The sequence below is a fragment of the uncultured Ilumatobacter sp. genome (assembly GCF_963980585.1).
GTDB lineage: Bacteria > Actinomycetota > Acidimicrobiia > Acidimicrobiales > Ilumatobacteraceae > Ilumatobacter_A.
Genome location: NZ_CAXCAM010000009.1, coordinates 34,893 through 50,581 on the forward strand (window position 1 = coordinate 34,893; position 15,689 = coordinate 50,581).

The window sequence follows — 15,689 nt, forward strand, 5'->3', positions numbered from 1 at the left end:
TCTCGTGCCCGCTCAACAATTGCCGGACGGGCTCGAACTCCAGCGGACCACCCCGACGTTCGACGAAACGTCGACACCGCGTGGGCTGCGCGCTGCGCACGCTGTTGCCGACGGCGTGTGGGGCCGATTAATCGTCGAGTCAGGGTCGCTCGGCTTCGTCTTTGAGGACACACTGGACGAGGTTCGCACTGTGACGGCCGGACAACGTCAGGTGATCCCTCCCGCTCGGCGACACCACGTGGTCATCGACGGCCCGGTCCGCTTCGCCGTCGAGTTCCACCGTTAGCGGCGCTCGAAGTTGGGTGCGCGTCGCTCGCCCATCGCACGGGTGCCTTCGGCAAAATCGGCCGTGGCGCGCAGGCGTGTTTGCTCTGCCATCTCATGGTCCGTTGCCGCCACGATCTCGTCGGCGAGGCCAGCGCGCAACGTGGCGCGGATCGACTCAACGGCGAGCGGAGCGGACCCGGCAATCTCCCCGGCAAACGCCTGCGCCTCGGCCTCAAGATCAGCGAGTGGAACAAGGCGATCGAGCAGCCCGATCGCTGTGGCGTCGTCGCCGTTGAGCCGTCGACCGGTGTAGAGCAGTTCGGCCGCGCGCTGCTGACCGACGAGGCGTGGCAGCGTCACCGAAAGTCCGAAGCCGTGATGAAATCCGAGCCGCGCGAAGTTCGCACTCAACCGCGCTTCTGGTGTTCCGATGCGGAAGTCGGCTGCAAGTGCCAGGCCGAGGCCACCACCGACCGCTGCGCCTTGGATCGCCGCGACGATCGGTTTGCGCGTCCGGAACAGTCGAGCCGCAGCGGAGTACAGCTGGGCCGTCGTGTCCTCCCGCTGCCCGGAGAAGTCAGCGCCGGCACAGAAGTGTTTGCCGTCAGCCGCAAGCACGACGACGCGCACCGCGTCGTCGTCATCGAGCGCTTCGAGTAGTTCGGCAATCGCTTCGATCAAGCCAACCGAAAAGAAGTTGTTCGGCGGCCGGTTCAGGCGAATCGTCGCGACATGTGCGTCGCCGCCCTCGACGCCGCGCTCGATGATGACGAGTGGTTGGATGTCAGTCATTCGTTGCTCCCTCCGGTGCTGATTCTCAGGCGCCATTCGATCACACTTGTTGCCGATCACCATGAGCGAACGCAGCAACCAGGACACCCCAACCGAGGAGTCGGTGCGCGCGGCGGTCCACGCGTGGTTCGAGCAGGCATGGAACCCGGACCTCTCACTGATCGAGTGGCGTGAGCGCCTCGTCGACGCCGGATGGGCGGTTCCGTCGTGGTCGACCAATTGGTTCGGTCTCGGCCTGCCTGCGTGGGCTGATCGGACCGCCCATGCTGCGATCCGCGACGCCGGTGGGGTCGCGGTGCCACTCGGTGGAGGGTTCGGGTTGGCCGCACCGACGATGTACGACCACGCCAGCGACGAGCTCAAGGCCTCATTCCTGCGCGACACACTGACCGGTGCGCTGACCTGGTGCCAGCTCTTCAGCGAGCCAGGCGCAGGGTCCGACCTGGCCGGGCTTCAAGCGACGGCCGTCCGAGACGGCGACCAGTGGATCGTCAACGGGCAGAAGGTCTGGAATACCTCCGCTGATCACGCCGACATGGGGATCCTCGTCGCTCGCTCCGACTGGGATGCGCCCAAGCATCGCGGCCTGACGTACTTCCTCCTCAACATGCATCAGCCGGGCGTCGACGTCCGGCCGATTCGCCAAATGAACGAGTACTCGTCGTTCAACGAGGTCTTTCTGAACGATGTGAGTATCCCGCACGCACACGTCGTGGGGGAGGTCGGCGGTGGGTGGGCCGTCGCGCGGGGCACGCTGGCCCACGAACGTTCCTATGCGACAAGTCGCGAGGCGAAGTTCGCTGCCCAAGCATCAGGGCGCGTGGTTGACGAGGCCCGCGTCGAAGCTGCTGAGTACAACCGGACATACGTTTGGTATCCGCAACGACAGGGCCGGCTCGATCTGGTTGTGGAGCGAGCGCAATCGACCGGGAGGAGCGACGACCCGGTGCTGCGCGACGAGATGGCCGCGGCAATCAGCTTCCACCGCGCCGCTGACTGGACCGCGAAGCGAGCTCGGGCCAGCCGCGAGCTGGGACGCTCACCGGGCTCGGAGGGTTCGATCGGCAAGCTCGCGCTGTCGGAGGCGGCGCGTCGATCAAACAGCGTGCACTCGATGATCTCCGGCGCCAACGGGATGCTCACCGAGACTGGCGACCCGACCGACGCAGTGGTTGCTGAGGTACTGGTGTCAACTCCCGCCCAGTCGATTGCAGGCGGCACCGACGAGATCCAACACAACATCCTCGGCGAGACCGTGCTCGGCCTGCCGCGCGAACCTGCGCCGGATCGAGGCCTGCCATTCCGCCAGGTCAACCGTTGACACGACACCAACTGAGAGCGAGACAGGAGAACAGCATATGGAGATCGAAGGACTCAAGGCCATCCTCATCGGCGGCGCGTCGGGGTTCGCACGTGCCACCGCAGAGCGCATCGCCGCCGGGGGCGGCAAGGTCGCGATCCTCGACCGAGAGCAGTCAGCCGGTGCCGAGGTTGCAGCCGAACTGAGCGGATCGTGGCATCCAACCGACGTACTCGACTTCGATGGCATCGAACTGGTCATCAACGAGGCAGTGGATGCGCTCGGCGGCCTCGACGTGGCGGTCAACACCGCCGGTGGTGGCAAGGCAGGGCGCACCCTGGGCCGCAACGGCCCCTTCAACCTCGACGACTTCCGAGCGGTGATCGATCTGAACCTGATTGGGACGTTCAACACCAACCGGCTCTGCGCCGACCACATGGCTGACAACGACCCAAACGACGATGACGAGCGAGGCATACTCATCAACACTTCGTCGATCGCCGCGTTCGAAGGCCAAGTCGGTCAGGTCGCCTACACCGCTGCGAAGGCAGGCATAGCGGGGATGACACTGACGATGGCGCGCGACCTGGGCACGATCGGCATCCGCGTCAACACGATCGCGCCCAGCTTGTTCGCGACCGGCCTCACCGCGGGGGTGACAGAGGAACGCGCCGCGAACCTCACGAAGGACGCTGCGTTCCCACGCCGCCTCGGACGACCTGACGAGTACGCGCGTCTGGCGATCGCGATGATCGAGAACCCCATGCTCAACGGCGACACCATCCGTCTCGACGCCGGGACGCGATTCGCACCGAAGTAGCCCCTCACTCGGGGAGCGGCACCGGCGGCGTGGTCTCACTGACGCGGTGCCAGATGTCGGCATCAGACATCGTCATCAATGCGGCGTAAATGTTGTCCGGGTAGTGCATACGCGGACCAGCCGAGTCGAGTGATGGTTGCGGAACGGGTTCGTCCCCCACCGCGACCCCAGCTGGACTCGTGAGCTTGGCGAGTTCATCGGCGGAGATGCCGCACAGGCCCTGCACCTCTGGATCGACCCACTGCTTTTCGTCAATGTCTGAGCCGCAGCACACTTCAAGGCTGAGCCCTTCAGGACCTGCGAAGTAGATCGACTTGATCATCCCGTGATCAATGGGGCCCATCACGTGAACGTCGTTCGACCGGATCCGGTCGCGCATCGCCAAAACGTCGTCGAGCGTGTCGACGTGCATGGCGATGTGCTGGGTCGCGCCACCAGTGACCGGTGCGCCTGGATTGCCCGCGTGGGTCACGCCGTACTCAATGTTGCTCGAGTTGCCGGGATGTTGCACGAACGCGATGTAGGACTCGCCAGACAACTCGACGAAGCCGTGGAAGGTGTTCTCCACGCCGTGCATCCAATACAACGCTTTGGTCGGGCAGCCCAGGACCTCGGCCCAGTACGTGAGTTGCGCCTTCATGTCAGTGGTCGAGATCGCCAGATGATTGACACCCTTCGGGCGGAGGTCGGGGCGAATTGGACCCTCGATCGTCGGTGCAACCAGTGGTTGTGTCGAAGCGGATTCCGTCGTGCTCATAACCTCGAGCCTTTCATCAAAACGGTGTCGTGCAGAGCGAGCTGAGGCACCCCCGATTGGTGCTCAGTGCTCGCCGTCGATCACGCCGATCGCGGCGATGAGGGCATCGATGCCATCGTCGAGTTCAGCTTCGCTGATGGCCAGCATCGGGGCCATGCGGATGACATTGCCATAGAGGCCGCCCTTGCCAACGAGCAGGCCGCGGTCCTTGGCAGCGTCGAGCAGTCGCGCGGTTGTCGCCGAGTCAGGTTCGATACCACCCGGGTGCACAATCTCGATGGCCTGCATCAGGCCACGACCGCGCAGCTCGGCAATCCAAGGGGTCGCTTCGATCACGGGTCCGAGGCGAGCAGTCAGGCGCTCGCCCATCTGCTTGGCGTTGCCCTGCAGGTCGTTATCGAGTACGTACTTCAACGTGGCTCGCCCCGCCGCGGCCGACAGCGGATTGCCGCCGAACGTGGAGAAGGAGAGCACGTCGATGCAGTCCATGATCTCTGCGCGGGCGACAACACCGGCGAGTGTGATCCCGTTCCCGACGCCCTTGGCGAAGGTCAAGATGTCGGGCACGATGCCGTGTGCCTGGTATCCCCAGAAGTGCTCGCCAGTGCGGCCCCATCCGGTCTGAACTTCATCGGAGATGAACAGGATCTCGCGGTTCGCAAGTTCCTTGCTCATCGCACCGAAAAAGCCGTCAGGTGGTGTGGCGAATCCGCCAACACCCTGGATTGGCTCGGCGATCATGGCAGCGACCCTGCCGGCTGTGCCCATATCGATCATCTGAACGAGATCGTCCACGCAGGCTGCGGTGAAGGCGTCGTCGTCGAGGTCGCGGAACGGTGATCGCAGCCGATAGGCGCCTTGGATGAAGTTGACGTTCAGCCCTGACATGGCAGCCATCGACCAGGAGCTTTGCGCCGTGATTGCCTGCGCGGTGTGCGACCGTCCGTGGTAACTGTTGCGCATTGCGAGGATCTCATTTGAGCCGCGATACGTGGTGGCGAGCATGACCGCCATGTCGTTGGCTTCTGACCCGGAGGCGGTGAAGAACACACGGGCGTCGGGGATGCCTGACACCGCGGCGACGTCTTCGGCGAAGCCAATCATCGGCTCGGAGAGATAAAGCGTCGAGGTGTGCATGACCTTCGCCGCCTGCGCCTGAACGGCAGCGACGATCTCGGGAATCGAGTGGCCGATCATCGTCGTCAGCACACCGCCAAACCAGTCGAGGTAGCGATTGCCTTCGACATCCCAGACATGGCTGCCCTCACCGCGATCGATCGAGATCGGCTCGACGTGGAGGGGGCTGACGAACGAGGGCAGCACCGCCCGGTATCGCTTGAGCAGTTCAGCATTCGTCGTCATCGTCAGTCCCCTGGGTCGATCGACTCGGCCCCGGCGGACACGAGAGTGAGGCCAGTCTGTCACGGACAGAGTTGACATCATCGACCTCGTCAATTAGTTTCCGTCTTGGTTAAATACATGACTGCGACACTCACTTCAGGCTTCTCCGGCGAGATCATCGACATCAATGGCATCAGTGGCGATGACGACGACCGTCTCACCGTCACCTTCGCGGCGCTCGCCAACTCGACCCGCCGGGCGATCCTCGCTCACCTTGCCCAAGGGGCCGCAACAGTCAACGAACTCGCCGAACCGTTCGACATGAAACTGCCGGCGGTCTCGAAGCATCTCAAGGTGCTCGAACGAGCCGGTCTCATCGTCCGTGGCCAACACGCACAGTTCCGTCCGTGTGCCCTTGATGCTGCGCCGATCGCTCAGATCGCTGACTGGACCGAGCAGTACCGCCCCATGTGGGAAGCGCGCTTCGACCGCATGGACGACTACCTCACGCGGCTGCAACACCACACCGAACATCGACCAGAAGAGGCAGACAACAACGATGACTGACACCAACACCACCGATTCAGACTCGACCAAGTCCGTGGTCATCGAGCGCACCTTCGACGCGCCGATGCCACTCGTGTGGGCGATGTGGACCGACGCTGACCACTTCGCCGCTTGGTATGGCCCGACGGGTGCGCGCATCCCGGTAGCCAAGATGGACGTCACTGTCGGCGGCAAACGACACGTCTGCATGGAGATGGACACGCCCAACGGGGCGATGCAGATGTGGTTCGTCGGCGAGTACCTCGAGGTGTCCCCGCACACCCGCCTCGTCTACACCGAGTCGATGAGCAACGCCGACGGCGACGTGATGACCGCCGGCGACATGGAGATGCCCGAAGGCATGCCAACCACGACCAAGGTCATCGTCGAACTCACCGACCGCAACAGCAAGACCGCCATGGTGATGACCCACGTCGGCGTGCCCGCAGACTCCCCCGGCGCACAGGGTTGGAATATGGCCCTCGACAAGCTCACCGCCCACATCACCGACGCCGCCTGACAACACTCGAACGGCGATAACCGGAGGAGAACGATCCGCCGCTCATCGGGCGCCGGCACTACGGTCAAGATGGCGTCACCGACGAGGTGACGATGGGGAACGGAGCACGCATGTCAGTGATCGACGAGATGGTCGGGCAAACCCGCAACTGGGTCGTCGGCCATCGCCTGCACGACCTGCCCACACCCAAACTCACACCAATGTTGGCCGCCAAGTGGCTCGTCGACGAATGGGCCCTACAGATCGAGACAACGAACAGCCGGCTACGCGCCCCATCGATCGACTTCCGTCGGCGACTCCGCAACGAACTCGGCGACGGCGTCGAGATGTTCAACGACCGCGGCTGGGTCGATGATCCAATGTCATACCACGTCGACCCGCCGGAGCTGAGCCGGGTCACCCTGACACCCAGATCAGCCAGTGGCCTCGACTACCACCACCTCATCGCCGACAGCGAGTACGAACCTCACGACGGAGAGCCCGGTCGTGAACGTTGGCTGGAGTACGAACCCAACCGAACCGCGCACGCTTGGGTCCTGCGCCACGAGGGGCCGCCGCGCCCTTGGCTGATCTGCATCAACGGCTACCGCACCGGTACGCCGCGCATCGACTTCGCAGCGTTCAACGCCAAGCGCCTCCACCACAAACTTGGACTCAACCTCGCCTTTCCCGTCTCGCCGCTGCACGGCCCACGCGCCGTTGGAGCGTCGGGTGACCGTGTGCTGTTCGGCGGTGCGATGAACACGGTGCACACGGCAGCCCAGGCAATCTGGGACATCCGCCGGCTCAAGCAGTGGCTGATCGACACCCAGGATGCCCCTGCCGTCGGGGCATCTGGCATCTCGCTCGGCGGCTACTTCACCTCACTGCTGGCCTGTTTCGAATCCGATCTGGCGATCGCGATCGCCGGAGTTCCCGAGGCAGACCTTGTGCGCGGCCTGCGTCGCAACGTCGAAGCATTACTGCCGCCCTTCTACGAGCAGTGGGGACTCAGTTGGCGATCGCTCGAACGCGTCAACCGCGCTGTCTCGCCACTCGCCATGCAGCCCGTGATTCCCCACGAGGCCCGCTTCATCTACGGCGGCATCGTCGACCGATGGGTACGGCCCGGCAATGTGCACGCCTTGTGGGAGCACTGGGAGCAGCCTGAAATCTGCTGGTACGAGGGCAGCCACCTCTCATTCCCACTCGAATCAAAGGTCACCGACTTCGTCACCGACGCACTCGCCGCGCGTCTCGGCACCCCCATCGGACAGGAACGCCTCCTGAGAAGCGCGTAGCACCATGACTGAACCACTCGTCCTCCGCACCGACATCGCCACTGCAGACGGCGCTGTGCTGACCACCCTCACGCTCAATCGGCCCGACAAGCTCAACGCACTCGGCCCCACCATGTTCATCGAGCTACGCGAGCATCTCGATGCGATCGCTGGCGACGAATCGGTGGGCTGTGTCGTACTGACAGGTGCCGGCCGCGCGTTCTGCGCTGGTCATGACCTCGGGTCAATCGCGTCCGGCGAACGAGCACCGAGCCGTCACTTCGAACCGGAGACGGTTGATGCCCTCGAAGCGCTCCCGCAGCCGACGATCGCCCGCATCCATGGGCACTGCTACACGGGTGGACTTGAACTCGCGTTGGCGTGTGACCTGCTCATCGCCAGCGAGTCGGCCAAGCTCGGCGACACCCACGGCCAATGGGGGCTGGCACCCATTTGGGGCATGTCGATCCGACTGCCCGAACGCATTGGTCGCTCCGCAGCAAAGGAGCTGATGTTCACCAGCCGACGAATCACCGGCGCCGAGGCGGCCGGCATGGGACTCGTGGACCAGTGCGTTGCCGACGACAATCTTGACGCCACCGTCGATGCGTTGAGCAGCGAGATCCTTGCCAACTCACGTGGCACCAATCGCATCGTGAAACGGCTCATCGATGACCGCGAGCAACGCACCCGCAGCGATGCGCTGCTGCACGAACGCCAACTGCCACACGGCATGCCAGATGACATGGCCGACCGGATGTCTCGAGGTGGACGCTGATGGACACCGCAGGACGCATTCAGGTTGTGCCGAGCGGAGCGGCGTGCGGCGCAACCGTGCGCGATGTAGATCTTCGCCGACTCGATGATGCCGACGTTGCTGCCATCCGTGCTGCGTGGCTCGAGCACAAAGTGTTGGCGTTCCCCGATCAGCAGTTGAGTGACAGTGATCTCGAAGCGTTCACGCTCCGGTTCGGTCCTTTCGGTGACGACCCCTTTTTCGCTGCGATCGATGGGCATCCCCACATCGCGGCAATTCGCCGTCGCGCTGACGAGACGTCGTCACTCTTCGCTGAAAACTGGCACGCCGACTGGAGCTTTCAGGAGTTTCCGCCCGACGGGACATGTCTGTACGGCAAGGTCATTCCACCGCTCGGCGGCGACACGTTGTACACCAACCAGCAGGCCGCACTTGCGGCGATGCCTGCAGAACTCCGTGCCAAGATCGACGGCAAAGTCGGTATCCATTCGGCGCGCGGCGGCTATGCGCCCGACGGTCAGTACGGCGACGACGATGCGGACCGGTCGATGCAGATCCGTCCGAATGACAGCGCCTACGCCACCCAGCTCCATCCGTTGATTCGGACCCACCCTGAGACGGGCGCCGAGACGCTGTACTCGACCATCGGCTACATCATCGGCATCGATGGCATGGACGACGACGACGCCAGGCTGCTCCTCGGTGAGATGTATGCCTGGCAAACCCGAGATGAGTTCCAGTACCAACATCGGTGGGAGCCGAACATGCTGGTGATGTGGGACAACCGCTGCGTTCTGCACCGCGCAACCAGCGGCTACGACGGTTACGACCGGCTGTTGCACCGCACGACGATTGGTTACCGAGCCATCGCGTAGAACTCGTCGTTCGGACGCATCGAGGTGAGGTTCGCCAGCCGATTCGACATGGCAAAGAACGCCGCGATCGCACCGATGTCCCAGATCTCGTCGTCGGTGAAGCCAGCCGCACGCATCGCGTCGAGATCGGCATCGACGATCTGCGCCGAATCGCCTGCGACCTTGAGGCCGAAGTCGATCATGTGCCGTTCGCGCGACGAAAGGTCGGCCTTCCACGGATTGATCGCAAGTTGATCTGCGATCAACGGGTTCTTCGCCCGAATCCGGAGGATGGCACCGTGCGCCACCACGCAGTACAGGCAGCCGTTGGTTGCACTTGTCGCCACGACGATCATCTCGCGTTCCGCTTTCGAAAGTCCGTCGGACTTGTCCATCAAGGCGTCGTGCGCGGCAAAGAAGGCACGGAACTCAGCCGGCCGATGCGCGAGCGCCAGAAACACGTTGGGGATGAATCCCGACTTCTCCTGGATCGTTTCGATCAACGCCCGGATGTCGTCGGGAAGCTCAGCAAGCTCGGGAACCGGGAAACGAGAGATCGGGAGGGCCATGCCTGAGGAACGTAGCGGCGCCGCGCAGACGGCATCGACTTCAGAGCTGGTTGCGGCGGATCTTGCCCGTTGCGGTGCGCGGCAGCTCATCGCAGAACACCACACGTCGCGGCACCTTGTGGCGAGCGAGGTTGTCGGCAACAGCCGCGCGGACCTGCTTGGACGTCAGCCGCACCCCTGGCGCCGTGACGACATGCGCGACCAGCCCTTGCCCGAAGACATCATCGTCGACGCCGACCACAGCGACATCAGAGATCCCCTCGACGGCCAACAACAGGTCTTCAACCTCGCCCGGGAACACGTTCTCGCCACCGCTCACGATCATGTCGTCCGCACGGCCGGTCACAAACAGCAATCCGCTCTCGTCGAGGTGGCCCACATCGCCGGTTGACATCAGACCATCGATGATCTCCTTGCCACCGCCGCCCGTATAGCCGTCGAATTGCGAGCCGTTGCCGACGAAGATCCGGCCGGCAGATCCCGGAGGAAGTGGACGACCAGCGTCGTCGAGGATGACAACGGTCGACCCAGCAAGCGCTCGGCCAGCCGTCGACGGTGACGCCGTCAGGTCTGCAGGTGTGGCGAGTGTGGCCTGGCCGACCTCGGTGGATCCGTACAGGTTGTACAGGTTTGGGCCGACGCGTCTGAGCCAATTCTCGACCACTGGAATCGGCAAAGCCGAACCACTCGAGGCGACAATGCGCAGCGCGGTCAGGTCAGTCGTGTCGAGACCTTCGGCGTCGAGGAGTCGCTGCAAGATGACAGGGACCACGGCGAGCACCGTCACGGCATCGTGTTCAAGCCGGGCAAGCGTTCGATCGGCATCGAAGGAAGCGCTGACCGTGATCGTTGCTCCCAGCAACGCTGCGAGACCCATCTGGGCAAGACCCCAGGCATGGAACAGCGGCGAGGTGATCGCAACGATGTCGTCGAACCGGTAGGGGATGCTCTCGACAATCGCCGCCGCCGCTGGGTCAGCACGGACACTGCGCTGCGCGCCCTTCGGCGTCCCTGTGGTTCCCGATGTCAGCAGCACTGGCGCCAGCGGCTTCGACGGTCGAAGCGGCAGGCGCCGGGCTCCGGAACTTCGAACCGCTCGCAGCGACGTTGTTCCTGCGTGCACTTCGCACGCGGCGGACGAGCCGACCACGACGACCGGCGCGCGAAACGATTCCCGATCGACCAGTTCGACGAGTTCGGCATCGACCACCAAGACATCAACCTGCTCGCGGGCGAGCACATCGCGTAGCTGCGGCGCCGCGAATCCGGTGTTCAAGTAGACGACAGAGACGCCGAGCTTGGCGGCGGCAATGGTCGCCTCGACGAACTCACGATGATTTCGGCAGGCGATACCAAGTCGCTCACCGCGGTCGAGTCCAAGTTGGCGGAGCCCGTTGGCAAGTTGTGTCGAGTTTCGATCGAGCTCGCCGCAGCTGATCGAGCCGCGATCGTCGACGACTGCTGTTCGGTTCGGCGTGGCCAGTGCGGACGCGGTGTACGGCGCGGCGAGCGTGGGTCCCCACCGACCAATCGCTGCGGTCAACGCAGGAAGTCGGCGCGGATCCAGCAGACCGGCGCGACGCGTCACGTCGACGAGTGAGCTGCTGTTCATTCAGTGTCGCTGACCGAGCCGACGATGCTGCGCCCATCGCGCCACACCGCAGCGATGCGGGTGAGTGCTGCCGGATCAGCGGCGGGGTCGCCTGCGACGGCAACGATGTCGGCGGGCAGGCCGGCCTGCAGCCGCCCTCGTTCAGGCCGACGACACACATCGGCCGCCGAACTGGTGATGGCACGCAACGCCTCGACGGTGGTCATTCCTGCGCTCAGCAGCGTCGGGAGTGCGTGCGGTAGCACGTCGTGCGGCTTCTGCCGGTAGATGCCTGCATCGGTCCCCACCACGACGACCCCGCCACCGGCGTGCACGCGCCCAAGCGCGTCTTCGATCACCGGCCGCGCCCGCTGCCAGTTGGCCGGGGTCAGTGGCGTCTCAGTGACGCCCCATGTTGCCGACAAGGCAACACCGGACGCCGCGAGCCGATCGAGTAATTCGGGCGGCGGAATGCTCTCGTTGCTCTCGGTGAAGAACGTGCAGTGCTCGATCGAGTCGACCCCGACGTCGACCGCCATCGCAATGCCATCGACACCGTGGCAGTGAGCCGCGACCGGCAGGCCCGCAGCGTGCGCAGCATCGACGACTAACCGCACGTCAGCCTCGGAGAACTGCGACATCCAGAGCGGGAACGACGGTGTCATCGCTCCGCCTGTGACCATGATCTTCACGACGTCACAGCCACGCTCCACGCGGTCAGCTACTGCAGCGGCGAGGTTGTCGGAGCCTTCACACTCGCCTCCGAGGTACCAGCAGTGGCCACCGGGCGGTGTGATCGGTGGGCCCGCAGCGGCGATCGTTGCGAGATCCGGATCAGCGCGCAGACCAAGGGTCACGAAGCCGCGGTCACCGAGGTCGCGGACCGTGGTGACACCGCCTTCGAGGGCAAGCCGAGCGTTGGCCCGAGCCCGGTCAGTGAGCGTCGCATCATCGACATCGCTGACCTGTTGCTCGAGTGTGCCGCGTCCGTTGAAGACGAGGTGCTGGTGGCAGTCGACCAAGCCGGGCAGCAGGGTGACATCGCCCAGATCGCGCACCTCGAGTGAGTCCGGCAGCGCTTCGCCGACGGCCACCACCTTGCCGACGTCAACGAGCACTTCGGGCCGCTCGACGAAGTCGAAGCCGTCGAACAGTCGAGCGGCGCGCAGTCCCCAGCGACCTGTTGATGATGTGATGGCCGACATCTCTTCGAAGTTACAACCACAGCAATGGCCGACCGGCAGGCAGGCGCGAGTCAGTGCGCTGCGTCGCTCGGGTGCGCAGACTGCTGCAAGAGTGGCAGCGTGAGCGATGACATCACCTTTTACGACGAGATCGAGGGCTACTGCGGACGGCTGAGCTATCGGGCAGGGGCGACCGCGACCGTGCATGTGTCGACGCCGCATCGATACGACGTCGTCGTCGAGCGATGGGGCGCCAGACGAGAGGTGCTCTGGGAAGCCACAGGCATCGACGGCGTGTCCGTACCAGCGCCAGCTGACGCGGACAGTGTGGGCTGTGCGTGGCCTGCGTCGGTGGACATCCCCATCGGCGACGACTGGCGATCGGGATTCCATCTGGTGACGCTGACGGCGCACGGCGCTGCGGCCGGCCGGGATGTCGCCCACGCCTGCTTCGTGGTCACCGCACCCTCGACGCCGACCACGCGATCCTGTCGGGCCCTGTTCGTGCTGGGCACCAATACCTGGAACGCCTACAACACCTGGGGCGGCGCCAGCCTCTACACCGGTGGAACGCAAGTCAGCTTTAGGCGCCCGTTTGGACGCGGCATGCTGTGCCGTCCTGAAGTTGATCGCGATGACCGCAAGGCACGTCCGGCGCGGTGGGGTGAGGAACCCGATGTCAACGGTGACCACTTTCAGGAGTACCGCTTCACCCACGGCTACCCGGCATCAATCGGATCCAGCGGATGGTTCACCCACGAGCGTCGTTTTGTCGAGTGGGCCGAGTCCGAGGGCTACGAGTTCGACTCGTGCATCTCGACCGACCTTGACGACGACCCCACGATTGCCGATGGCTACGACTTGCTCATCGACGTCGGTCATGACGAGTACTGGTCCTGCGGTGCGCGCCGGGTCGTGGAGTCCCATGTGCAGCTCGGCGGTCACTTGGCCAGCCTGTCCGGCAACACGATGTTCTGGCAGGTCCGCATCGAACACGACGGTGACGTGATGGTGTGCCACAAGTACGCAGCGCACATCAGTGATCCGATGCTCGACGTCGACCCCGCTCGCATGAGTGGGATGTGGGCGGACCCGATCGTCAACGAGCCCGAGTGGAGCTTGCTCGGTGCGGGCTCCCGTTGGGGGCTGTACAACAGGTTCGGCCAGGCAACACCGCGCGGGTCCGGGGCGTACACCGTGTACCGCGACGACCACTGGATGCTGGCGAACACCGGCTTGCGATACGGCGATCTACTCGGCGCCAAGCACGGCGTCGTTGGGTACGAAACCGTCGGCTGCCCCATCGATCTCGACGAGTTCCAGTTGCCAATAGCGCGAGCCGTGCCCGGCGCACCGCAGATTGAACGAACCGAAATTGTGGCGCTCACTCCGTCGAGCAACATCGGTGTTGGCGAGTACCCGGCCTCAATCTCTGCGCTCAGCGATCAGGGTGACATCGAGTTCACCGCGTCGCGCTTCTACGGTCGCGTCGACGCAGACAGCCTGGCCCGCTGCCGGTACGGCAACTCGGTGATGCTGGTAACCCGGCCGTACGCCGACCGCGTCAACCGGCAGGACGGCGAAGTGATGGTCGTGGGAACCACCGACTGGGTGTTTGGTCTCGCCGATGACCCTGCAGTCGCCCAGGTCACCCGCAACATCCTCAACCGCCATCTCACAGAGTCACCAGTGCGGTCAGGCCCCGTGTGAAACGCTTGCGGAAGATCTGTTCGCCTCCACCAAGCGGCGGATTGCATCGGCCATGGCGACCTCGTCGTCAGCAGGGTCTTTCCGCAAGACGATCTCCCAGCGAACCGGAATCGGTGCGCCGGCCAGCGGCACGACCACCAGGCCATCGAGCGGAGGGGTGCGCAGCGCCAACGCCGGTTGCACCGTGATACCCCCGAAGGACCGGATCAGTCGCAACGCCATGGCCAGCGACTCGACCTTGCGCAGACGATGAGGCCGGACGCCAGCCGGTTCGAAGAACTCGTGATGCTCAAAGCCGTGCGTCGGTCGGTCACCGACGGTCAGGTAAGTGGCGTCAACGATGTCCCCCGGTTGCAGTTCGCCGCGATGGGCTGCCGGATGATCGTCGCGCACCACCCCCACAAGGTGGTCGGCCGACAGCACGTTGCCCTCGGGGATCCTCGCCGCGAGCACGACGATGCCGAGGTCGGTGACGCGTCGCTCGACGGACTCGACCGTCTGCTCGTGGCCGACGCGGAGAAAGTCGACATCGGTCGGAAGGTCGTGCAGTCCAATGAGTTGCTCAAACCACGGTGCGGTGTCGTAGAAGTCGAGAGCGATGCGGACGGCAGGCCGGTCAGCGGAGTTCATCCAGCGCGCCGTCTCCTCTGCTGATCGCAGGTTGCGCTGGGCAATTTCGCCGACCTCGGCGAGGTGCAGGCCGGCGGCGGTCAAGCGGATCGAGCGACCTTCGGTTGTGGTGAGGGCAACGCCAAGACGACGCTCGGCTTCTTTCAGCCGGTGGCTTGCTGCCGACGAGCTGATGTGGACGAGTTCGGCAGCTGTCGCGAGCTTGCCGCTGTGCCGCAAGGCAACCAAGAGGTCGACGTGCTGACGTTCCAATGATTCATGCACAGGTTGCATGAATAAGGATCATACAACTCGCTAGACGCATCAGTGAATGCGGTCGATCATGTACTTGTGCTCATCAGCCCGACCGCTCGAACATCACCCGAAGGAACGCTGGACCACATCCGTGCTTGGCAACCGACACCACGCATCGCGACGCTGGCCATCGTCGGAACCTCGTTCGCGTACGCAAGCACCACGATCTTCGTTCGGCAGTTGACCGACACCGGCATGTCGGTCGTGGCGGTCGCCTTCTTCCGCTTCGCGCTGACTGCGCTCGTGTTGGTGCGCTTCGTCAACTTCGGTCACGGGAAACGGACGGCAACTTCGTGGGGCCTGCTCAGCGGCGTCGTGATGGGCGGCGGCTGGATCGTCTACGTACGCACCATCGACACGGCCGACGTCGCCGTCGCCGGCGTGGTGCAGATGACCTATCCGCTCTTCGCCCTCATCATCGGTTGGTTGCTCTTCAACGTCGGCCCAACCCCGCGATCCATCGCCTCAGCCGGGCTCGTCGTCGTTGCGGCCATCGTC

16 protein-coding genes and 1 pseudogene are annotated in these 15,689 nt (G+C 64.3%); 10 read left to right on the forward strand and 7 right to left on the reverse strand.

Translation table 11 applies throughout. The features are described from left to right. Positions 1–4 precede the first annotated feature (4 nt). On the forward strand, positions 5–286 hold the full coding sequence (locus tag ACH2DW_RS04715; protein WP_394928562.1) for a DUF1971 domain-containing protein: 282 nt from the start codon (positions 5–7) through the stop codon (positions 284–286). On the opposite strand, the gene ACH2DW_RS04720 is transcribed toward ACH2DW_RS04715, so the two are convergent. Continuing rightward, a complete protein-coding gene (locus tag ACH2DW_RS04720; RefSeq protein WP_394928563.1) occupies positions 283–1,059 on the reverse strand; it encodes an enoyl-CoA hydratase/isomerase family protein in 777 nt (258 codons plus the stop codon). The genes ACH2DW_RS04715 and ACH2DW_RS04720 overlap by 4 nt on opposite strands. 61 nt (positions 1,060–1,120) lie before the next feature. Between ACH2DW_RS04720 and ACH2DW_RS04725 the strand changes: the two genes are divergently transcribed. After that, positions 1,121–2,380, forward strand: coding sequence for an acyl-CoA dehydrogenase family protein (locus ACH2DW_RS04725; RefSeq protein ID WP_394928564.1), 1,260 nt, complete (start codon positions 1,121–1,123; stop codon positions 2,378–2,380). Between the two features lie 37 nt (positions 2,381–2,417). Then, on the forward strand, positions 2,418–3,179 hold the full coding sequence (locus tag ACH2DW_RS04730) for an SDR family NAD(P)-dependent oxidoreductase (RefSeq protein ID WP_394928565.1): 762 nt from the start codon (positions 2,418–2,420) through the stop codon (positions 3,177–3,179). Between the two features lie 4 nt (positions 3,180–3,183). On the opposite strand, the gene ACH2DW_RS04735 is transcribed toward ACH2DW_RS04730, so the two are convergent. Together ACH2DW_RS04735 and ACH2DW_RS04740 are read right to left on the reverse strand one after the other, a co-directional pair. Next, positions 3,184–3,936 (reverse strand): VOC family protein, encoded by a 753-nt coding sequence (locus ACH2DW_RS04735; RefSeq protein ID WP_394928566.1) that lies wholly within the window; start codon positions 3,934–3,936, stop codon positions 3,184–3,186. A gap of 63 nt (positions 3,937–3,999) precedes the next feature. Further along, positions 4,000–5,298: an aspartate aminotransferase family protein gene (locus ACH2DW_RS04740; RefSeq protein WP_394928567.1), complete on the reverse strand. Its 1,299-nt coding sequence runs from the start codon at positions 5,296–5,298 to the stop codon at positions 4,000–4,002. Between the two features lie 117 nt (positions 5,299–5,415). Here ACH2DW_RS04740 and ACH2DW_RS04745 point away from each other — a divergent pair, with 117 nt between their 5' ends. From ACH2DW_RS04745 to ACH2DW_RS04765, 5 genes are all read left to right on the forward strand, one after another. Further along, positions 5,416–5,844, forward strand: coding sequence for an ArsR/SmtB family transcription factor (locus ACH2DW_RS04745; protein WP_394928568.1), 429 nt, complete (start codon positions 5,416–5,418; stop codon positions 5,842–5,844). After that, positions 5,837–6,343: an SRPBCC domain-containing protein gene (locus ACH2DW_RS04750; protein WP_394928569.1), complete on the forward strand. Its 507-nt coding sequence runs from the start codon at positions 5,837–5,839 to the stop codon at positions 6,341–6,343. The genes ACH2DW_RS04745 and ACH2DW_RS04750 overlap by 8 nt, the downstream gene beginning before the upstream one ends. A 110-nt stretch (positions 6,344–6,453) precedes the next feature. Further along, positions 6,454–7,623, forward strand: a complete 1,170-nt coding sequence (locus tag ACH2DW_RS04755) for an alpha/beta hydrolase family protein (protein WP_394928570.1) — start codon at positions 6,454–6,456, stop codon at positions 7,621–7,623. 4 nt (positions 7,624–7,627) lie between these two features. Further along, positions 7,628–8,380, forward strand: coding sequence for an enoyl-CoA hydratase/isomerase family protein (locus tag ACH2DW_RS04760; protein WP_394928571.1), 753 nt, complete (start codon positions 7,628–7,630; stop codon positions 8,378–8,380). Further along, positions 8,380–9,234: a TauD/TfdA dioxygenase family protein gene (locus tag ACH2DW_RS04765; protein WP_394928572.1), complete on the forward strand. Its 855-nt coding sequence runs from the start codon at positions 8,380–8,382 to the stop codon at positions 9,232–9,234. Before ACH2DW_RS04760 ends, ACH2DW_RS04765 begins: the two co-directional genes overlap by 1 nt. On the opposite strand, the gene ACH2DW_RS04770 is transcribed toward ACH2DW_RS04765, so the two are convergent. From ACH2DW_RS04770 to ACH2DW_RS04780, 3 genes are read right to left on the reverse strand one after another with little or no spacing between them, the layout of a single operon-like run. After that, positions 9,216–9,782, reverse strand: a complete 567-nt coding sequence (locus ACH2DW_RS04770; protein WP_394928573.1) for a peroxidase-related enzyme — start codon at positions 9,780–9,782, stop codon at positions 9,216–9,218. The two genes, ACH2DW_RS04765 and ACH2DW_RS04770, sit on opposite strands and share 19 nt — an antisense overlap. A gap of 40 nt (positions 9,783–9,822) precedes the next feature. Next, positions 9,823–11,394, reverse strand: coding sequence for an AMP-binding protein (locus ACH2DW_RS04775; RefSeq protein WP_394928574.1), 1,572 nt, complete (start codon positions 11,392–11,394; stop codon positions 9,823–9,825). Beyond that, a complete protein-coding gene (locus ACH2DW_RS04780) occupies positions 11,391–12,578 on the reverse strand; it encodes an amidohydrolase family protein (protein ID WP_394928575.1) in 1,188 nt (395 codons plus the stop codon). The genes ACH2DW_RS04775 and ACH2DW_RS04780 overlap by 4 nt, the downstream gene beginning before the upstream one ends. Before the next feature lie 99 nt (positions 12,579–12,677). On the opposite strand from ACH2DW_RS04780, the gene ACH2DW_RS04785 reads away from it, so the two are divergent. Beyond that, the gene (locus tag ACH2DW_RS04785) at positions 12,678–14,267 is read left to right on the forward strand and encodes a N,N-dimethylformamidase beta subunit family domain-containing protein (protein WP_394928576.1); all 1,590 of its coding nucleotides are present in this window, start codon (positions 12,678–12,680) and stop codon (positions 14,265–14,267) included. On the opposite strand, the gene ACH2DW_RS04790 is transcribed toward ACH2DW_RS04785, so the two are convergent. Continuing rightward, complete coding sequence (locus ACH2DW_RS04790) at positions 14,253–15,170, reverse strand: LysR family transcriptional regulator (protein WP_394928577.1); 918 nt, start codon at positions 15,168–15,170, stop codon at positions 14,253–14,255. The two genes, ACH2DW_RS04785 and ACH2DW_RS04790, sit on opposite strands and share 15 nt — an antisense overlap. Positions 15,171–15,227: 57 nt before the next feature. Here ACH2DW_RS04790 and ACH2DW_RS04795 point away from each other — a divergent pair. Beyond that, positions 15,228–15,677, forward strand: a pseudogene (locus tag ACH2DW_RS04795) (DMT family transporter); the annotation flags it as partial. Positions 15,678–15,689: the final 12 nt, after the last annotated feature.

Bases quoted from the DNA above. Each gene is read 5' to 3' on its own strand.
- ACH2DW_RS04720 (WP_394928563.1), bottom strand. From the start codon at position 1,059: ATGACTGACATCCAACCACTCGTCATCATCGAGCGCGGCGTCGAGGGC.
- ACH2DW_RS04725 (WP_394928564.1), top strand. From the start codon at position 1,121: ATGAGCGAACGCAGCAACCAGGACACCCCAACCGAGGAGTCGGTGCGC.
- ACH2DW_RS04730 (WP_394928565.1), top strand. From the start codon at position 2,418: ATGGAGATCGAAGGACTCAAGGCCATCCTCATCGGCGGCGCGTCGGGG.
- ACH2DW_RS04735 (WP_394928566.1), bottom strand. From the start codon at position 3,936: ATGAGCACGACGGAATCCGCTTCGACACAACCACTGGTTGCACCGACG.
- ACH2DW_RS04740 (WP_394928567.1), bottom strand. From the start codon at position 5,298: ATGACGACGAATGCTGAACTGCTCAAGCGATACCGGGCGGTGCTGCCC.
- ACH2DW_RS04745 (WP_394928568.1), top strand. From the start codon at position 5,416: ATGACTGCGACACTCACTTCAGGCTTCTCCGGCGAGATCATCGACATC.
- ACH2DW_RS04750 (WP_394928569.1), top strand. From the start codon at position 5,837: ATGACTGACACCAACACCACCGATTCAGACTCGACCAAGTCCGTGGTC.
- ACH2DW_RS04755 (WP_394928570.1), top strand. From the start codon at position 6,454: ATGTCAGTGATCGACGAGATGGTCGGGCAAACCCGCAACTGGGTCGTC.
- ACH2DW_RS04760 (WP_394928571.1), top strand. From the start codon at position 7,628: ATGACTGAACCACTCGTCCTCCGCACCGACATCGCCACTGCAGACGGC.
- ACH2DW_RS04765 (WP_394928572.1), top strand. From the start codon at position 8,380: ATGGACACCGCAGGACGCATTCAGGTTGTGCCGAGCGGAGCGGCGTGC.
- ACH2DW_RS04770 (WP_394928573.1), bottom strand. From the start codon at position 9,782: ATGGCCCTCCCGATCTCTCGTTTCCCGGTTCCCGAGCTTGCTGAGCTT.
- ACH2DW_RS04775 (WP_394928574.1), bottom strand. From the start codon at position 11,394: ATGAACAGCAGCTCACTCGTCGACGTGACGCGTCGCGCCGGTCTGCTG.
- ACH2DW_RS04780 (WP_394928575.1), bottom strand. From the start codon at position 12,578: ATGTCGGCCATCACATCATCAACAGGTCGCTGGGGACTGCGCGCCGCT.
- ACH2DW_RS04790 (WP_394928577.1), bottom strand. From the start codon at position 15,170: ATGCAACCTGTGCATGAATCATTGGAACGTCAGCACGTCGACCTCTTG.